General features: G+C 72.0%; 15 protein-coding genes. 3 read left to right on the top strand and 12 right to left on the bottom strand.

Annotated elements, in window-relative coordinates; genetic code table 11:
- Positions 1–96 precede the first annotated feature (96 nt).
- On the top strand, positions 97–2,664 hold the full coding sequence (locus tag ACZ3HQ_RS13570; protein WP_467510417.1) for an ATP-dependent Clp protease ATP-binding subunit: 2,568 nt from the start codon (positions 97–99) through the stop codon (positions 2,662–2,664).
- A gap of 32 nt (positions 2,665–2,696) precedes the next feature.
- On the opposite strand, the gene ggt is transcribed toward ACZ3HQ_RS13570, so the two are convergent.
- Together ggt and ACZ3HQ_RS13580 are read right to left on the bottom strand one after the other, a co-directional pair.
- The gene (gene ggt, locus ACZ3HQ_RS13575) at positions 2,697–4,496 is read right to left on the bottom strand and encodes a gamma-glutamyltransferase (RefSeq protein ID WP_467510419.1); all 1,800 of its coding nucleotides are present in this window, start codon (positions 4,494–4,496) and stop codon (positions 2,697–2,699) included.
- A 93-nt stretch (positions 4,497–4,589) separates the two neighbouring features.
- A complete protein-coding gene (locus ACZ3HQ_RS13580) occupies positions 4,590–4,976 on the bottom strand; it encodes a hypothetical protein (protein ID WP_467510420.1) in 387 nt (128 codons plus the stop codon).
- A 67-nt stretch (positions 4,977–5,043) separates the two neighbouring features.
- On the opposite strand from ACZ3HQ_RS13580, the gene ACZ3HQ_RS13585 reads away from it, so the two are divergent.
- Both ACZ3HQ_RS13585 and ACZ3HQ_RS13590 read left to right on the top strand, forming a co-directional pair.
- Positions 5,044–5,808 (top strand): hypothetical protein, encoded by a 765-nt coding sequence (locus ACZ3HQ_RS13585; protein ID WP_467510422.1) that lies wholly within the window; start codon positions 5,044–5,046, stop codon positions 5,806–5,808.
- A 116-nt stretch (positions 5,809–5,924) separates the two neighbouring features.
- Positions 5,925–7,481, top strand: coding sequence for a CocE/NonD family hydrolase (locus ACZ3HQ_RS13590; protein WP_467510424.1), 1,557 nt, complete (start codon positions 5,925–5,927; stop codon positions 7,479–7,481).
- A 49-nt stretch (positions 7,482–7,530) separates the two neighbouring features.
- Here ACZ3HQ_RS13590 and ACZ3HQ_RS13595 read toward each other — a convergent pair whose 3' ends face one another.
- The 10 genes from ACZ3HQ_RS13595 to ACZ3HQ_RS13640 all read right to left on the bottom strand — a co-directional run bounded on the left by ACZ3HQ_RS13595 (position 7,531) and on the right by ACZ3HQ_RS13640 (position 17,103).
- Positions 7,531–8,412 (bottom strand): amino acid ABC transporter permease, encoded by an 882-nt coding sequence (locus ACZ3HQ_RS13595; RefSeq protein WP_467510426.1) that lies wholly within the window; start codon positions 8,410–8,412, stop codon positions 7,531–7,533.
- Positions 8,409–9,053, bottom strand: a complete 645-nt coding sequence (locus tag ACZ3HQ_RS13600) for an amino acid ABC transporter permease (RefSeq protein ID WP_130336760.1) — start codon at positions 9,051–9,053, stop codon at positions 8,409–8,411. The genes ACZ3HQ_RS13595 and ACZ3HQ_RS13600 overlap by 4 nt, the downstream gene beginning before the upstream one ends.
- Positions 9,054–9,064: 11 nt before the next feature.
- Positions 9,065–9,994, bottom strand: a complete 930-nt coding sequence (locus ACZ3HQ_RS13605) for a glutamate ABC transporter substrate-binding protein (protein WP_467510428.1) — start codon at positions 9,992–9,994, stop codon at positions 9,065–9,067.
- A 17-nt stretch (positions 9,995–10,011) separates the two neighbouring features.
- Positions 10,012–10,755, bottom strand: a complete 744-nt coding sequence (locus ACZ3HQ_RS13610; protein ID WP_467510430.1) for an amino acid ABC transporter ATP-binding protein — start codon at positions 10,753–10,755, stop codon at positions 10,012–10,014.
- A 156-nt stretch (positions 10,756–10,911) separates the two neighbouring features.
- Positions 10,912–11,628 (bottom strand): hypothetical protein, encoded by a 717-nt coding sequence (locus tag ACZ3HQ_RS13615; RefSeq protein WP_467510432.1) that lies wholly within the window; start codon positions 11,626–11,628, stop codon positions 10,912–10,914.
- A gap of 228 nt (positions 11,629–11,856) precedes the next feature.
- Positions 11,857–12,276: a DUF6278 family protein gene (locus tag ACZ3HQ_RS13620; protein WP_467510434.1), complete on the bottom strand. Its 420-nt coding sequence runs from the start codon at positions 12,274–12,276 to the stop codon at positions 11,857–11,859.
- 16 nt (positions 12,277–12,292) lie between these two features.
- Positions 12,293–13,072 (bottom strand): exodeoxyribonuclease III, encoded by a 780-nt coding sequence (locus tag ACZ3HQ_RS13625; RefSeq protein WP_467510436.1) that lies wholly within the window; start codon positions 13,070–13,072, stop codon positions 12,293–12,295.
- 76 nt (positions 13,073–13,148) lie between these two features.
- Positions 13,149–13,784, bottom strand: a complete 636-nt coding sequence (locus ACZ3HQ_RS13630) for an MBL fold metallo-hydrolase (protein WP_467510438.1) — start codon at positions 13,782–13,784, stop codon at positions 13,149–13,151.
- A 79-nt stretch (positions 13,785–13,863) separates the two neighbouring features.
- Positions 13,864–15,204 carry a bifunctional 3-oxoadipate enol-lactonase/4-carboxymuconolactone decarboxylase PcaDC gene (pcaDC, locus tag ACZ3HQ_RS13635; RefSeq protein ID WP_467510439.1) on the bottom strand — a complete coding sequence of 447 codons (1,341 nt, stop codon included), beginning with the start codon at positions 15,202–15,204 and terminating at the stop codon, positions 13,864–13,866.
- Between the two features lie 117 nt (positions 15,205–15,321).
- Positions 15,322–17,103, bottom strand: a complete 1,782-nt coding sequence (locus tag ACZ3HQ_RS13640) for an SWIM zinc finger family protein (protein ID WP_467511057.1) — start codon at positions 17,101–17,103, stop codon at positions 15,322–15,324.
- Positions 17,104–17,295 lie beyond the last annotated feature (192 nt).

Below are 17,295 nucleotides of genomic sequence, written 5' to 3' on the forward strand. Positions count from 1 at the left end.
GGGTGCCCTTCCCCCGTGGGCGTGCCATCGTTTCAAGAGCGGCCGATCCGGGGTACCCGGCCGCTCCGCACGCGTCGTCTGCGAAGGACGGAAACGATGACCAGCGGCTACATCGGCCCCGAGGGCGACCCCTTCGGGGAGTTCTTCTCCCGCTTCTTCGGCGGCACCGGGAATCCGGGCCAGCCCGGCGCCCCCCGCCAGGTCGACATCGGCCGCCTGCTGAGCCAGCCCGCGCGCGAGCTGGTCAAGGGGGCCGCACAGTACGCCGCGGAGCACGGCAGCCGGGATCTGGACACCCAGCACCTGCTGCGCGCCGCGCTGTCCAGCGAGCCCACCCGCAGCCTGCTCAGCCGGGCCGGGGCGAACCCGGACTCGATGGCCACCGAGATCGACGGCCGCGCCGGACCCGTGCAGCACCAGCCGGGCAAGGTGCCGCCGACCGCGCTGTCCCTGACCCCGGCCGTGAAGCGGGCGCTGATGGAGGCGCACGAGATGGCACGGGCCAGCGGCGCCGGGTACATCGGCCCCGAGCACGTGCTGAGCGCCCTCGCCATGAACCCGGACTCGGCCGCCGGGCACATCCTGCACGCGGCCCGGTTCAAGGCGGAACCGGCTCCGCCCGAGGCACCGGACACCGCGCAGGGCCGCCATGACCGCCCCCGGCCCACGACCACGCCGACGCTGGACAAGTACGGGCGCGACCTGACCGAGCTGGCCCGCGAGAACCGTATCGACCCGGTGATCGGCCGGGAGAAGGAGATCGAGCAGACCATCGAGGTGCTGTCCCGGCGCGGCAAGAACAACCCGGTGCTGATCGGCGACGCGGGCGTCGGCAAGACCGCCGTGGTCGAGGGGCTGGCGCAGCGCATCGCGGACGGGGACGTGCCCGAGGGGCTGGAGGAGCGCCGGGTGGTGGCGCTGGACCTGACCTCGGTGGTGGCCGGCACCCGCTACCGGGGTGACTTCGAGGAGCGTCTGAACAACATCGTGCAGGAGATCCGCGCGCACTCGGACAAGCTGGTCGTCTTCATCGACGAGCTGCACACCGTCGTGGGCGCGGGCACCGGCGGCGAGGGCGGCGCGATGGACGCGGGCAACATCCTCAAGCCCGCCCTGGCCCGCGGCGAGCTGCACATCGTCGGCGCGACCACGCTGGAGGAGTTCCGGCGGATCGAGAAGGACGCGGCGCTGGCCCGCCGGTTCCAGCCGATCCAGGTGCCGGAGCCGTCCGCCGAGGACGCCCTGGAGATTTTGCGCGGGCTGCGCGACCGCTACGAGGCCCATCACCAGGTCCGGTACTCGGACGAGGCGCTCGCGGCGGCCGTGGAGCTGTCCGACCGCTATCTCACCGACCGGCGGCTGCCCGACAAGGCGATCGACCTGATCGACCAGGCGGGCGCGCGGGTGCGGCTCGGCGCGCGGACCAAGGGCGCGGACGTGCGCGCACTGGAGCGCGAGGCCGAGCAACTGGTGCGGGACAAGGACCAGGCGGTCGCGGACGAACAGTACGAGCAGGCGACCCAGTTGAGGGACCGGATCGCGGACATCCAGCGCCGGATCTCGGAGGCGGCCGACGACGGTGAGGCCGTCGAGGGGCAGAACCTCGAGGTGACGGCGGAGGCAATCGCCGAGGTGGTGTCCCGGCAGACCGGGGTGCCGGTGAGCCGGCTGACCCAGGAGGAGAAGGAGCGCCTGCTCGGCCTGGAGGACCATCTGCACGAGCGGGTGGTGGGCCAGGACGAGGCGGTCAACGTGGTCGCGGACGCCGTGCTGCGCTCCCGCGCGGGGCTGTCCAGCCCGGACCGGCCGATCGGCAGCTTCCTGTTCCTCGGTCCGACCGGGGTCGGCAAGACCGAACTGGCCCGCGCGCTCGCGGAGTCGCTGTTCGGCAGCGAGGACCGCATGGTGCGGCTCGACATGAGCGAGTACCAGGAGCGGCACACCGTCTCCCGGCTGGTCGGGGCGCCGCCCGGTTACGTCGGCCACGAGGAGGCGGGCCAGCTCACCGAGGTGGTGCGGCGGAACCCGTACTCGCTGCTGCTCCTGGACGAGGTGGAGAAGGCGCACCCGGACGTGTTCAACATCCTGCTCCAGGTGCTGGACGACGGCCGGCTGACCGACGCCCAGGGGCGGACGGTGGACTTCACCAACACGGTGATCGTGATGACCAGCAACCTGGGCTCGGACGTCATCACCCGGCGCGGTGCCGGGATCGGGTTCGGGCCGGGCGGCGCGGACGCGGACGAGGAGGCGCGGCGGGAGCAGATCTTGCGGCCGCTGCGGGAGCACTTCCGGCCGGAGTTCCTCAACCGGATCGACGAGATCGTGGTGTTCCGCCAGCTCACCCCGGAGCAACTGCGCCGGATCACCGATCTGTTGCTCAACGGCACCCGTGAACTGACCAGCGCGCGGGGCGTGAGCGTGGAGTTCACCGACGCGGCCGTGGACTGGCTGGCCGAGCGCGGTCATCAGCCGGAGTACGGTGCCCGTCCGCTGCGCCGCACGATCCAGCGCGAGGTGGACAACCAGTTGTCGCGGCTGCTGCTGAAGGGCACGGTGGCCGAGGGCGGCGAGGTGACGGTCGATGTGGCGGACGGGCGGCTGGACTTCCGCGTGCACGGCCAGGAGGCCCAGCCGGCGGAGGCACAACGCGAGGGCGCCTGAGGCCCCTTGAGGCTTCAGGCGCCCTCTCGGGGTCAGCCGGTCGGGTTCACCACCATGGCGGAGCCGCCGCCGCGCCGGGTCGTCTCGGCGGCGGCGAGCCACTTCCCGTTCGGCAGCCGTTGGACGCCGGTCGCGGCGCCGATCTCGGGGTTGAGCTTGAAGCTGTGCCCGAGCTGTTCCAGCCGCTCCCGCAACGCGCTGTCGTACAGGGTGGGTTCGACCTCGGTCTGGGCGGCGTTGCGCTGGCTGGCGCGGGGTGTCGCGATGGCGTCGACCAGCGGGAGCCCCCGGTCGAGGAACTCGGTGAGGGTCTGGAGCACGGTGGTGATGATCGTGGCACCGCCGGGCGAACCGAGCGCCACCACGGGCCGGTCGTGCCGGTCCAGGACGATGGTCGGGGAGATCGAGGAGCGCGGGCGCTTGCCGGGTCCGGGCAGGTTGGGGTCGGGGACGCCGGGGCTCGCCGGGGCGAAGGAGAAGTCGGTCAGCTCGTTGTTGAGCAGGAAACCCCGGCCGGGCACGGTGATGCCGCTGCCGCCGGTCTGCTCGATGGTGAGCGTGTAGGAGACGACGTTGCCCCACTTGTCGGAGACGGTGAGGTGGGTGGTGTTCTCGCCCTCGTACGTGGTCGGCGCGGCCTTCCCCTTGGTCCCGCAGGCGGCTGGGTGGCGCGGGTCGCCGGGGGCGAGCGGGCTGGTCAGGACGGCGTCGCCCTTGATCAGGCAGGCCCGCGAGTCGGCGAACCGCTGCGAGAGCAGTTGCCTGGTGGGGACGTCCTCGAAGGCCGGGTCCCCGACCCAGCGGCCCCGGTCGGCGAACGCGATCCGGCTCGCCTCGATGTACCGGTGCAGGTACTGGGTCTCGCTCGCTTTGGCGAGGTCGCTCTTCTCCAGGATGTTGAGCGCCTCACCCACCGTCGTGCCACCGGAGGAGGAGGGCGCGATGGAGTACACCTTCAGACCGCGGTACGAGGTGTCGGTGGGCCGCTGGAGTTTGGCGCGGTAGCTCGACAGGTCCTTGGCGGTGAGCTTGCCCGGCCGGGCGTTCCAGCCCGAAGAGGGGTCGACCGGGGGCTTGTTGACGGTGGCCACGATGTCCCGTCCGAGGTCGCCCCGGTAGACGGCGTCGGCGCCCTTGCGGCCCAACTCCTGGTAGGTCGTGGCCAGATCGGGGTTCTTGAGGGTGGAGCCGACCACGGGGAGCTTGCCGCCGGGCAGGAACAGCCGGGCGGTGTCCGGGAAGTAGCGGAACCGGGCCTCGTTGGCCGCGGTCTGCGAGCGGAAGGTGTCGTCCACGGTGAAGCCGTCGCGGGCGATCCGCTCGGCCGGCCGCAGCACCTTGGCGAGGCTGTTGGTGCCCCAACTGCGCAGCGCTGTCTGCCAGGTGGCGGGGGTGCCCGGTGTGCCGACGCTCAGCCCGCTGCTGACGGCGTCGGGGAACGCCAGCGGCTTGCCGTTCTCCAGGAACAGGTCGGAGCCGGCGCTGAGCGGGGCGGTCTCGCGGCCGTCGATGGTGTGCACGGTACGGGACTTGGCGTCGTAGTAGACGAAGTAGCCGCCTCCGCCGACACCCGCCGAGTACGGCTCGGTGACGCCCAGCGCGGCTGCGGTGGCCACGGCCGCGTCGACCGCGTTGCCGCCGTTGCGCAGCACCTCGATACCGGCCGCGCTGGCGTCGGCGTCCACGCTGGAGACCGCGCCCCCGTAGCCGACCGCCACGGGCACCTTCCCGCCGGGGCCGCCCGCCGCTGCGGGCGGGGCGACGGCGCCTATCGAGGCGACGGCGGCCGAGACCACGACCACCGCCAGCTTCCGCGTACCAGGACGACCCATCCGAACCTCCCGAGAACACTGTCCGCGCAGCGTAACCAGATCCCCAAGGCCCCCGACAGTATGCCTCGCGCCCTCAGGCCCCGCATGCCGGCTTCAGCCCGCCCGGATGGTGCGCACGGCCATCACCGGGTCGCCGGGCGCCACCAGTTCCCGCGTGACGACATCCACCAGCTCGTCCGGGGCCCCTTCCCCGCCCAGCCCGCTCACGTACGCGAGGGCCTCGCCGAGCACCAGCGCGGGCACCCGCTCCCGCAGCAGCCGCACGGCGGGAAGCTTGCCGCGTTCCACGACGGCCGCCCGCACCTCGTCGTGCAGGTCGTCCACGGCGGTCCGCACGGCCTCACCCCGGATACGCACCCGGTAGTCGGTCTCCCACGCCCCGGACGCCCAGGAGACGGCACCGACCGAGTACAGCCCGCCGTCCACCAGGTCGACCAGACAGGCCTCGACGATCCGTACCGCGGCATCCAGTTCGATCATGCGCTCAGCATCGCGCGGCGGGCCCGTGCCCGCCTCCGTGTTCCGGGACCCGCTACCATCCCGCCGCATGAACGACGACGTGCGCAACATCGTCCTGGGGGTCATAGCCGCCGGCATCAGTGCCGCGATCGGATGGCTGGCCCGGACCTACCTGTGGCGGCGCAAGCTGCGGCGCAAGCAGGTGTTCTTCGGGTTGCCGGACAACTCGGAGACGTTGTTCGTCGTCAACCGGGACCCGGGGGCGACCGAGCCGGCGGTCCACCGGTTCGACGTGTTCGCGTTGCTGGAGCTGTCCGCGCTCATCGAGGACTGCGGCGCGAACATGCAGTTGATGACGCAGGACGTGTCGCACCAGGGCTTCGGCGAGCGGACCGAGTTCTGCGTGGGCGGCCCGGCGTCCAACCGGCGGATGCTGGCGCACATGTCGGCGATGCTGCCGGGGGTGCGGGTGAACACCGAGAAGGAGAAGGGGCCGAACCGGGGAGCGTTCCGGATCGGTACGGAGACCTACCGGATGGAGCCCGGTACAAGCGAGTACGTGCTGCTGGCCAAGGTCGCGGCGGGCCGGCAGACGCGGCCGGTGTTCCTGTTCTGCGGGCAGCGGGCGATCACCAACCAGGCGGCGACCCGCTATCTGGCCCGCAATTACGAGCGGTTGGCCCGCAAGCACGGCTCGAACTCGTTCGTGCTGCTGCTGAAGGTGGTCAACTCCCAGGCGTACGGCCCGGATCTGATCGAAGTGGTCGCCGATGTCACACGGGCCGCTCAGGCCCCGTTCCCGGAGACCGGGGAGAGCGCACAGACCCCGGCTCCGGCGACGCCCGCCCCGTAGCGTGCAACCCTCTTCGATTATTGTTACCCGTACGTAACTTACCGGCGGGTTACTTGAGGTAAGAACCACCCACTACTGTCGGGTCACTTTCGCACTGGCACGCGTCAGGAGTGACCATGGCCCCCGCACGTAATCCCCTGCGCACCTGCGCCGTCGGCACCGTCTCGGCGGCGCTGGTCGCCGGCGCGGTCGTCGGGCTGGCGCCCGCGGCCCAGGCGGCCCCCGCCGTACGGTTCGTCGACATTCCCGGCGACGGGGGCACCGTACTGAAGGCGAACGTCGTCACCCCGGCGGGCTCCGGCAGCCATCCGCTGCTGGTGCTGCCCACGAGCTGGGGCTTCCCGCAGGCCGAGTACCTCGCGCAGGCCCAGAGGCTCGCCGACTCCGGCTATGTGGTGCTCTCCTACAACGTGCGCGGCTTCTGGCAGTCCGGCGGCGAGATCGAGGTGGCCGGGCCGCCCGACCTGGCGGACGCCTCCAAGGTGATCGACTGGGCGCTGGCCAACACCCCCGCCGACTCCGCCCGCATCGGCATGGCGGGCGTCTCCTACGGCGCGGGCATCAGCCTGCTCGCCGCGGCCCACGACCAGCGGATCAGGGCCGTGGCGGCGCTCGGCGGCTGGGCCGATCTGGTCAGCTCGATCTACTCCGGCCGCACCGAGCATGTCCAGGCGGTCGCCCTGCTGGACGGCGCCGGAGCGGTCACCGGTCGCCGGAGCCCGGAGATGCGGCAGGTCTTCGACCGCTTCTACGCCTCAGACCTCAGCCAGGAGCAGAACCTCATCGACTGGGGCAAGCGCCGCTCCGCCGTGACGTACCTGGACCGGCTCAACGCCAACAAGCCCGCCGTCATGCTCGCCAACGCCTGGAGCGACTCGGTCTTCCCGGCCAACCAGTACGCGAGCTTCTACGAGAAGCTGACCGGCCCCAAGCGCCTCGAGTTGCGCCCCGGCGACCATGCGACCCCGGAGCTGGCCGGCCTGTTCGGACTGCCCAACGACGTCTGGAAGGACACCGGCCGCTGGTTCGACCACTACCTGAGGGGCGTGGACAACGGCATCGACCGCGAGCAGCCCGTCCAGTTGAAGTCCCGCACCGGGGGTGGCTACGAGGGCTACCCGGACTGGAAGTCGGTCGCCGCCACCGACCGCAAGATCGCGCTGGCGGGCAGCACCACCATCCACACCAACGTCGACTCCGGCGCGGACGGCGGGATCGTCCTGCTCTCCGGCCTGCTGGACCAGGTCGCCGAGCTGCCCCCCATGGCCTCCGTCCCGCTGCTCCCGCGCCGCTGGGCGGCCGTCTGGCAGTCGGAGCGGTACGCGGCGCCCCAGCACGTACGCGGCACCGCCAGGCTGCACACCACGCTCACCCCGACCGCGGAGAGCGGCACCTTCGTGGCCTACCTGTACGACGTGGGCCCGCTCGGCATCGGCAAGCTGGTCACCCACGCGCCCCTGACCTGGCACGGCCGTACGCCGGGCGAGCCGTTCGGGGTGGACCTGGACCTGTTCGCGACGGCCTACGACGTCCCGGCCGGGCACCGGCTGGCCCTGGTGGCCGACACGGTCGATCCGCTCTACATCGAGCACAACCCGTCCGGCGCGCGGCTGACCTTCTCCTCGCCGGAGCACGACCCGTCGTACGTGTCGGTCCCCCTGCGCGAGCAGTGATCTCCGGCCGCCGCCGGACGAGCATGGCCCGTGTGGACCGCCGCCTTCGTCACGGCTTCGGAGCCGTGGGTGGCTCCCCACCCGGCAGCGGCGCCCCAGGGCCGGGCGCGGCGACAGCCACGGCCTCGGTCTTGGGACTGCGCTGCTCCCGGCGGGACACCCAGACGGCGAACCACGAGAGCAGCATGCACATCCCGATGTAGATCGGCGAGATCACCATCACCACGGGGATGAACGGCAAATCGTAGTCGAGGTTCGAGGCGATGAGCTTCCCGGCGTGGAGGAACTCCTCGTAGGTGATGAGGAAGCCCAGCGAGGTGTCCTTCAACGCGACCACCAACTGGCTGATGATCGCTGGCAACATGGCGCGCACCGCCTGCGGTACGAGCACATAAGACATGACCTGGGTTTTTCTCATGCCGAGAGCGAACGCGGCCTCACGCTGACCCCGTTCGACCGCGTTGACGCCGGAGCGGAAGACCTCGGCGAGCACTGAGCCGTTGTAGAGGGTCAGTCCGGCGACGAGGGCGGGCAGCGGCTGCACCTTGAGCGCCACGAAGATGAAGAAGATCATCACCAGCACGGGCATCGCGCGGAAGAACTCCACCACGAGGGTGGCCAGCCAGCGCACCGGCGCGTGGTCGGAGAGGCGTCCGGCGGCGAGCACCCCGCCGAGGGCGAGGGAGAGCACGGCGGCCATGGCGAACGCCTTGAGGGTGTTGCCGAGGCCGCGCAGCAGCAGTTCCTGAATGCCCTTGTACTCGAAGGGCATCCACTTGGTGGCGGTGAACTGGCCGGTGGAGAACAGCAGATAGAGCACCCAGGCGACCAGGCCCAGCAGCACGGCGGTGGAGAGCACCGCGTACAGCGCGTGCCGCCGCCGGGTGGTGGGTCCGGGGAGGTCGTAGAGCGCGGTGGTCTCGGTCGTCATCGGGCCACTCCCCACTTGCGTTCCAGCAGGTTGAACAGGGCGCTGATGGCGAGCGTGATGATCAGGTAGCCGACGGCGATCCAGACGAAGGTCCAGATGATGTTGTAGCCCAGCTCGCTCAACGTCTTGTAGGTGCCGAGCAGTTCGGTGACGCTGAAGGCGCCGGCGATGGCGGAGTTCTTGGCCAGCGCGATCAGGGTGGAGCCGACGGGCGGGATCACCGAACGGAACGCCTGTGGGAGCACGATCACACCGAGCGTCTGCGAGAAGGTCATGCCGAGGCTGCGGGCCGCCTCCCCCTGGCCCTTGGGCACGGTGTTGATGCCGGAGCGCAGCGCCTCGCAGATGAACGCCGAGGTGTAGCAGCCCAGCGCGAGGACCGCGAACGCCTGGAAGGGCAGCACGAGTCCGAACCGGGGCAGGCCGAGCAGCACCGCGAAGAACAGCAGGGTGAGCGGGGTGTTGCGCAGCACGGTCACCCACACCGTGCCGAAGACCCGCAGCGAGGCGACCGGCGCGACCCGGAAGGACGCCATCAGGAAGCCGAGCGCGAGGGCCAGCAGCGAGGCGTAGACGGTCAGTTCGACCGTGCCGAGGAATCCCTCGGCGTACACGGCGAAGTTGTCGGTCAGTACGTTCATGGCGTCCTCGGTCAGCTCGCCGGATAGCGGTCGATGGGCGGCGGCTTCGGCGCGGGCACGCCCGACAGGCCGAGCGTGGCGTCGTACGCCCTCTTCCAGTCGCCGTTCTTCTCGCGGGCGGCCAGGGCGTTGTCCAGGGCGAAGCGCAGGGCGTTGTCGCCCCGCGGCACCCCGATGCCGTACGGCTCCTCGGAGAACGGCTTGCCGACCACCTTGAGTTCGTCGGGGGCCTTGGCCGCGTAGCCGATCAGGATGGCGTCGTCGGTGGTGACCGCGTCGACCTGGTAGGTGAGCAGGTTGTCGACGCAGACCGAGTACGTGTCGTAGGCGACCAGGACGGCCTTCGGGTAGTCGTCCTTGATGCGCTGGTACGGGGTGGAGCCGGCCGCCGAGCAGACGCGCTTTCCGGCGAGGTCCTCGGGCCCGTGGATGTCGTCGGTGTCCTTGCGCACCAGCAGAGACTGGCCGGCCATGTAGTAGGGACCGGCGAAGCCCACCAGCTTCTTGCGGTTGGCGTTGATGGTGTAGGTGCCGACGTAGTAGTCGATCTGGCCGTTCTGCAGGGCCGTCTCGCGGTTGGCGGAGGCGATGGTGCGGAAGCGGACGCTGTCGCCGGGGAAGCCGAGGGAGGCGGAGAGCATCTTGGCGATCTCGATGTCGAAGCCGGAGTACCGGCCGGTCGCCGGGTCCTTCTCGCCCAGGTAGGGCTGGTCCTCCTTGGCGCCGACGACGAAGTGGCCGCGCTTCTGGGCGCGGACCCAGGTCGGGGAGCCGGGCAGCCGGAAGTCGCGGTTTACCGCGTAGTGCGGGAGCTGGTCGGGGGCGGGGCCCTTGACGGGCGGGCTGCCGTCCTTGCCGCAGGCGGCGGCCAGCAGGGCGAGCGAGGCCAGCAGGGGGGCGAGCAGGGCGATGGCGCGGGGCGCGCGGGTGTGGCGGGACATGGGTCGCACTCCCCCGGTCAGTGCTTGAGGATCTTGGAGAGGAAGTCCTTGGCGCGCTCGCTGCGCGGGGCCGTGAAGAACTCCTCGGGGCTGCGGTCCTCCACGATCCGGCCGCCGTCCATGAAGACGACGCGGTTGGCGGCGGAGCGGGCGAAGCCCATCTCATGGGTGACGACGATCATGGTCATGCCCTCGCGGGCGAGCTGCTGCATGACCTCCAGCACCTCGTTGATCATCTCGGGGTCGAGCGCGGAGGTGGGCTCGTCGAAGAGCAGCGCCTTGGGGTCCATGGCGAGGGCGCGGGCGATGGCCACGCGCTGCTGCTGGCCGCCGGAGAGCTGGGCGGGGTACTTGTCGGCGTGGGCGGACAGCCCGACCCGGTCGAGGAGTTCACGGGAGCGGCGGTCGGCGTCGGCCTTCTTGCGGCCGCGCACCTTGGTCTGCGCGAGGGAGACGTTCTCCAGGACCGTCTTGTGGGCGAAGAGGTTGAACGACTGGAAGACCATGCCCACTTCGGCCCGGAGCCGGGCCAGCGCCCGGCCCTCCTCGGGAAGCGGCTGCCCGTCGAGCGTGATGCTCCCGGACTCGATGGTCTCCAGCCGGTTGATGGCCCGGCACAGTGTCGACTTCCCCGACCCGGAGGGGCCGATCACCACGACTACCTCCCCCTTGCCGACGGTCAGGTCGATGTCCTGGAGGACATGCAGCTCCCCGAAGTGTTTGTTGACGTCACGCAGTTCGATCAACGGATCGACGGCCATCCGCAGCCCTACTCACTCTCGCCGAGTCGTAGTGGCCGAAACTATCCAGCGCGCGCTGGGGCGCATGGACGACACGCACTCAGGGGACATTAGCCGTATAAACACGTCTGACGGACGGGGAACCCTCGCAGCCCGGTGAGCGACCGGTTGACCAGGTCAGAACACCTCTTTGCCTTGGCTGAAGAGGTTCTGGTGGTAAAGCATGAAGTAGCTCCCGAGCTCGGAACTGGTCAGGCTGAAGCCCCGCACGGTCTCGTCGTCCGTGGTGAAGGCGCAGAAGACGGTCCTTTCGTCGATGACGGCGACGCTCAGCGCATCGACTTCCGAGATCGCCCGGGTGTACCTCAGCCGGTAGGCGCCTTTACGTATGTGCCTGCTCTGCTCCCTCTGCTCCTCGACCCAATCCCTCATCGCATCGGTGCTGGGCTCCACCATGACACGCAGAAGCTTGCGGTCGGATCTGGCGTGGGCCCAGGAGACACAGGTCTTGAAGTATTCGTTGGCCGCCTTCTCGTGAGTGGGCGGAACACGCCGGAAGTAACTGACCCTCACCGAGTTCTGCGCCTCTTCCTTCACCGCCTTGTTCAGCGCGCCGTAGAACTCCTTCGCGGTGCCGTAGCGCGTGACGGTGCACGTGGACTCGATCAGCGCATCCAGCTTGTCCTCCGCACTCCTCTGCTGTTGCTGGACGACACCGAGACCGTGAAAGACGAGGCCGGCCAGGAGGAGGGCGACGGCGGGCGCCCAACCGCCGGCGGTCCACGCCGCGTTGATCACGTTGCGGACAGTCAGGAATGCGGCTCCGAGCAGGGGGAACCACACCGTGATGGCGGAACGCCATCTCTCCGCGCGGAGGTTGAGCCTGGTCCTCATCACGATCCCCTCCGTGTTCAGATGGTGCACACCGACGAGAAGGTTCTACGCGCGTAGGGGGCTGACCAACCCTCCCATCCACATCATGAGACAGGGGTGGGAGCAACTCGGTGCGGTCCGGATGGGCTTGACAGTGTCATACCGCCAGGGCGGTCCTGCCCAGGCGAGAAGCGGACAAAACAGTAAGGCGCGGTGACACCACGGCCGCCTGGCGCCTCACCGCCCCTGTCAGGGTTCCGCGATCTCCGCGTAGAGCTGGGACAGCTCGGGGAGGCCGCTGGTGGCCCACTGGCGGCCCGGCCCGGTGACCTCGAACTCCCGGCCGGAGGCGAGCCGCAGAACCGGCTCTCCGTCCGGTCTGATGCGCCAGGCGGCGCCGGGTACGGTGCGGACGACGACGGTGCCGAGGTAGAGCCCGGCGTCGTTGCCGAGCCAGGGCAGCGTCTCGGGGTCGTCGCGCCAGAGCGGGACGAGCTGGTCCAGGGCCTCCAGGGAGGCCGGGGTGTCGTCCAGGCGGACGCCCGCCCGGTCCGCCTGGGAGCGCAGCAGTTCGCACTCGGAGAGCAGCGCGGCGATGGCCTCGGGGTCGGCCGGGAGCGCCGCGTCACCGCTCTTGCCGCGCCGATGGCCCAGGAACGGGATGTTCATGGACCCCAGCGTGGCATCAGACGTCGAGGTCGACCACCACCGGCGCGTGATCGGACGCGCCCTTGCCCTTGCGCTCCTCGCGGTCGACGTAGGCGTCCTTGACCGCGCCGGCGAACGGGCCGTTGCCGTACACCAGGTCGATGCGCATGCCGCGGTTCTTGGGGAAGCAGAGCTGGCGGTAGTCCCAGTAGGTGAAGGGGTGGTCGTACTTCAGCGGGCGGGGCACCACGTCGCTCAGGCCGGTCTCGCGCAGCGCGGTCAGGGCGGCGCGCTCGGCGGGGGTGACATGGGTGGCGCCCTCGAAGGCGGCGCGGTCGTACACGTCGTCGTCGGCCGGGGCGATGTTGTAGTCGCCGAGCACGGCGAAGGGGCGGCCGCCCGCCGCGTCCCCGGCCACCGCCGTCTTCAGGGCTTCGAGCCACTGGAGCTTGTACGCGTAGTGCGGGTGGTCGACCTCGCGGCCGTTGGGCACGTACACCGACCAGACGCGGACCGGGCCGCAGGTGGCCGAGACGGCGCGGGGCTCCTGGACGCCCTCGTAGCCGGGGTCGCCGGGCAGGCCCTTGACCACGTCCGCCAGCCCGACGCGGGAGAGCACCGCCACGCCGTTCCACCGGCCGGTGGCGTGGACCGCCGACTCGTAGCCCAGCTCGCGCAGGGCCTCCACCGGGAACTGCTCCTCGGCGACCTTGGCCTCCTGGAGGCAGAGCACGTCGGTGCCACTGCTCTCCAGCCAGGCCAGCAGCCTCGGGAGACGGGCGGTGATCGAGTTCACGTTCCAGGTGGCGATACGCATGTCCCACAACCTACCCGCCGGGTGTGACAACCGGCCTCACAGCTCGGGCCTCACGCTCGGGCCTCACGCTCGGGCCTCACAGCTCGGCGGAGGCTCCCGGTGCCAGGCGCAGGTGCTCGGCGTCGGCCAGGCCGCCGATCTGGCGGTCGTAGATCGGGCGGGCCAGGTCGGTGAGGAGGGCGTCGTGCACGTCGTAGGCCCGGCGGGGCCCGACCTCGCGGACGTACTCGATCACCTCGGAGATCTTGTTCCACGGCGCCATCACCGGGAGCAGCAGGGTCTCCACGGCCTGGTCGGGGACGGTGAGGGCGTCGCCGGGGTGGAAGACCTTGCCGCCGTCGATCAGATAGCCGACATTGGTGATGCGCGGGATGTCCGGGTGGATGACGGCGTGCAGTTCGCCGTGGACCTGCACGTCGAAGCCGGCGGCGGTGAAGGTGTCGCCGTGACCGACGGTGTGCACCCGGCCGGGGAAGGCGGCCGCGAGCTGGTCCGCGACCGACTTCAGGGTCCAGATCTCCGCTTCCGGGTTCGCCTCCAGCGCGGTGCGCAGCCGGCCCTCGTCGAAGTGGTCCGGGTGCTCATGGGTGACGAGGACGACATCCGCGCCGAGCGCCGCGTCCGGCTCGCTGAAGCCGCCGGGGTCGATGACGAGCGTCCGGCCGTCCTTCTCCAGGCGGACGCAGGAGTGGGACTTCTTGATGAACTTCATGACTTCCCGTCCTGGTCGTCGGGCCGCTTCCGTCTCCATCGTGCCGTCTCCATCGTGCCGCCTCAGGCGGCCCGCGGCCTCACTCGGCGGGCGTGGTCTCCTCGCGGATGACCTGCTGGGCGACCCGGAAGGCGCTGTTCGCCGCCGGGACACCGCAGTAGACGGCGGCCTGGAGCAGGACCTCCTTGATCTCCTGCGGGGTGAGGCCGTTGCGGAGCGCGGCGCGGGTGTGCACGGCCAGGTCCTCCAGGTGTCCGCCCGCGACCAGCGCCGTGAGCGTGACGCAGCTACGGGACTTGCGGTCGAGGCCCGGCCGGTCCCAGACCTCGCCCCAGGCGTACCGGGTGACCAGTTCCTCGAAGTCGCCGGAGAACTCGTCGGCCCGCGCGAGCACGCCCTCGACATGCGCGTCGCCCAGCACCTCGCGGCGGATCTTCAGGCCCGTCTCGTACCGGTCCGGCGGCGCGACCGGCTGCGGCGGCTCGGCGGCGGCCGCGATCTCGGCGACCGGCGCGGTGCGCGGGGGCGGCGTGGGGGCGGTGACGGGTGGGTGAGCGGGCGGCGCGGCCGGCGTGGGGGCGGCCGGAGCCGTGACGGGCGCGGCGGCGGCCGGGAGGGCGGTCTGGCCGGTGTCGAAGGGCTGCCAGGCGGTGGAGAAGTGCCGGACCAGCAGGTCGGTGACGGCGGCGGGCTGCTCGACCGGCACCAGGTGGGAGGCGCCGGGGACGACCGCGAGCCGGGCGTCCCGGATGCCGGCGACCAGCGTGCGGGCCTCGGCGGGGCCGGTGACCTGGTCCTCGGAGCCGACCAGCACCAGCGTGGGCACTCCAATACGGCCCAGCTCCGGACGCACGTCGAAGGCGGCGAGCGCCTCGCAGGCGGCGATGTAGCAGCCGGGGTCGGTGGTGCGGACCATCTGCACCGCCCACTCGGTGATCGCGGGCTGCGCGGCGGCGAAGCCCCCGGTGAACCAGCGGTCGGGCGCGCTTCGCGCGATCGGGTCGAGCCCGTTCGTGCGTACGATCACGCCACGCTGACGGAACTCGTCCGGCGTGCCGAACCGGGGCGAGGCGGCGACCAGGGCGAGCGAGGCGAGCCGCTCGGGGTGGCGCAGGGCCAGCTCGATGCCGACGGCGCCGCCGAGGGCGCAGCCCGCGTACCCGAACCGCTGCACGCCGAGGCTGTCCAGGGTGGCCAGCAGACGCGTGGCCAGCTCCGCGACCGAACCGGCGGGGTGGGCGGGGGCGCCGCCGTGGCCCGGCAGATCGAAGCGCAGGACCCGCCACTGCTTGACCAGTTCCGGCACCTGGCGGTCGAACATGTGCCAGGTCGTGCCGAGGGAGGGCCCCAGGATGAGCACGGGGGCGTCTTCCGGGCCGTCGAACCGGTACTGAAGGGTGGGGGTCTTCTTCTCACTCACCGCACCACGCTAACCGCCCGGACGCCCCCGGCGGGCCGGGGGGCCCGGTGCGTGGCGGGGGGCTCCCCGGAAAGCGCGGCGAACTCTCACACGGTCTTCACGGCGGGCGTACGGCGCTCAGAGGGAGTCCGGTATGTCCAGGGTGGTGAGGGCGGAGACCGGGTCGAGGTCGGGGGTGCCGCGGGGCCACCAGTCGTCGTGGCCGGGCTCCGACTCGTAGGCGTACCACAAATTGTCCTGGCCCAGGCGGAGTTGGGCGTGGCCCGCCGGGTGGGTGAGGTGGTTGCGCCAGGGGCGGAACGCGGGCAGGTCGGCGGCGAGCAGCAGGGGGCGGGCCCGGTCGAAGCGGCCCGCGGGCGGGTCCCAGGGCTCCTCCAGCACGGTCAGTCCCGCGAGACCGCCCTGCCGCCAGGCGGCGACCGCGCGGGCCAGCTCGGCGGGGGTGCGGTCCACGGCGGCGGCCAGGGTGGCGTACAGGCTGCGGGTCGCGGCGGTCAGCCCGGAGCCGGGGCGGGCGGCGGCCAGGCGCACCGCGTCCTGCCACAGCGTCAGACCGCCCACCGGGTCGCGGCCGGTGGTGAGCAGCGCGTGGGCGCGGGCGGCGGCGTCGGTGGCCAACTGGTCGAGCGCGAACGGGTCGGGGCCGCCCGGCGCCGCCGGGTACGCCGGGGGCGCCTCCGGGTGCGCGGGCGCGGGCGGCGGGGCCGGGAGCGGGGGCAGCGGGCGTCCGGCGAGCGCCTCCGACGCGCGTACGCCGGGCAGCGCGGCGGGGCCCCGCTCCCGTGCGGCGCGGGCCGCGCTCGCCGCGCTGCGCCGGGACAGCTCGTCCAGCAGCTCCCGCTCGCCCCGGCCCCGCAGCAGGAGCAGGACGAACGGGTCGGCGTCCAGCAGGCGGGCCGTCTGGTAGCAGAGCGCGGCCGCGTGCTTGCAGGGGCGCCCGGAGTCGGGGCAACTGCACTGCGGGATCAGGTCGCCGGGACCGGGCAGCAGGGGAAGGCCGAGGTCGGCCAGGGTGTGGGGCAGCTCCTTGTCCAGCAGCGCGGCGATGTCGGCCGGGCTGTCCACCGCCGCCTCCAGCAGACGCTCCCAGTCCTCCTCGCTCAGCCTCCGCAGCCGCAACTGCACCCGGTACGGCCGCGGGCGGCTCCCCCGCACGTACGCCAGCACCAGTCCCGGTGTCACCGTGATCGCGTCGACATGGCCGGCGTCGGCGTAACCGCGCCCTCGGTTCAGCCGGTTGACGTCCAGCGCGGTGTGCTCCAGGGCGTCGACCCATGCCTGGCCCCACCAGGTGGTGGCGAAGTCCTGCGGCTCGGGGCGGGGGGCGAACGGGGGGAAGGTGCGGCGCAGTTCGCTGTCCCGGTGGGGGGAGGCCATGGAGGTGGGGTGGTGGGGCGGCGGTGCGGGGTGCTCGGGCGTGCGGGACGGGCCCTTGCCGGGCGCCGGTGGGGTCGGGGCGTGCTCGGTGGGGGGTTCGGGGGTGTCGGTGCGCGGCTGGGCTCCGGCGGCCTCGGGGTCGTCGGTCAGGTCGGGCATGCGGAAGGCCGTGCTGAGGAAGTTCCGCATGTCACGGGCCACTTGGGCGGAGCGGCCCTCGGCGGGTGCGGGGCGCGGGGTGGTCTTGCGGGGGCGCCGGTCCGCGCGGTCGGCCTCCCGGCGGGCGGCACGGAGTGCTTCGCGGGCCGCGTCGCCGGGGCGGGGGGTGGTGGGGTTCGGCCGGGGGGCGGCGGGCGCGGGCAGGTCAGCGGAATCGGTCTCTGCCTCGGCCTCGGCCTCTGCGGGCGGCTCCCCCTCACGCCGGGCCGCGACAGCGGCCCGCAGCGCGGCCCGGGCGACCTCGCCGGGCCGGACTCCGGGCTCGGCAGCCGCCTCGCCGGACCGGCCCTCGCCCTCCGGCACCTCGGCTTCCTGGCTCGGTCCTGGGCCCGGCGCGGCCCGATCAGCGTCACCGGGACGCCGCTCCGCCTCCGGCGCTGCCGTCGGGGTGACGCCCTCCTCGGCTGCCTCCGTCTCGAAGGCGCCCCGGCCCCTGCCGGGCTCAGCCGCACCGGCGCCCCCCGCCCGAGCCGCGCGCAGCGCCTCGCGGGCCTT

It is taken from the genome of Streptomyces sp. NPDC018263 (assembly GCF_055562575.1).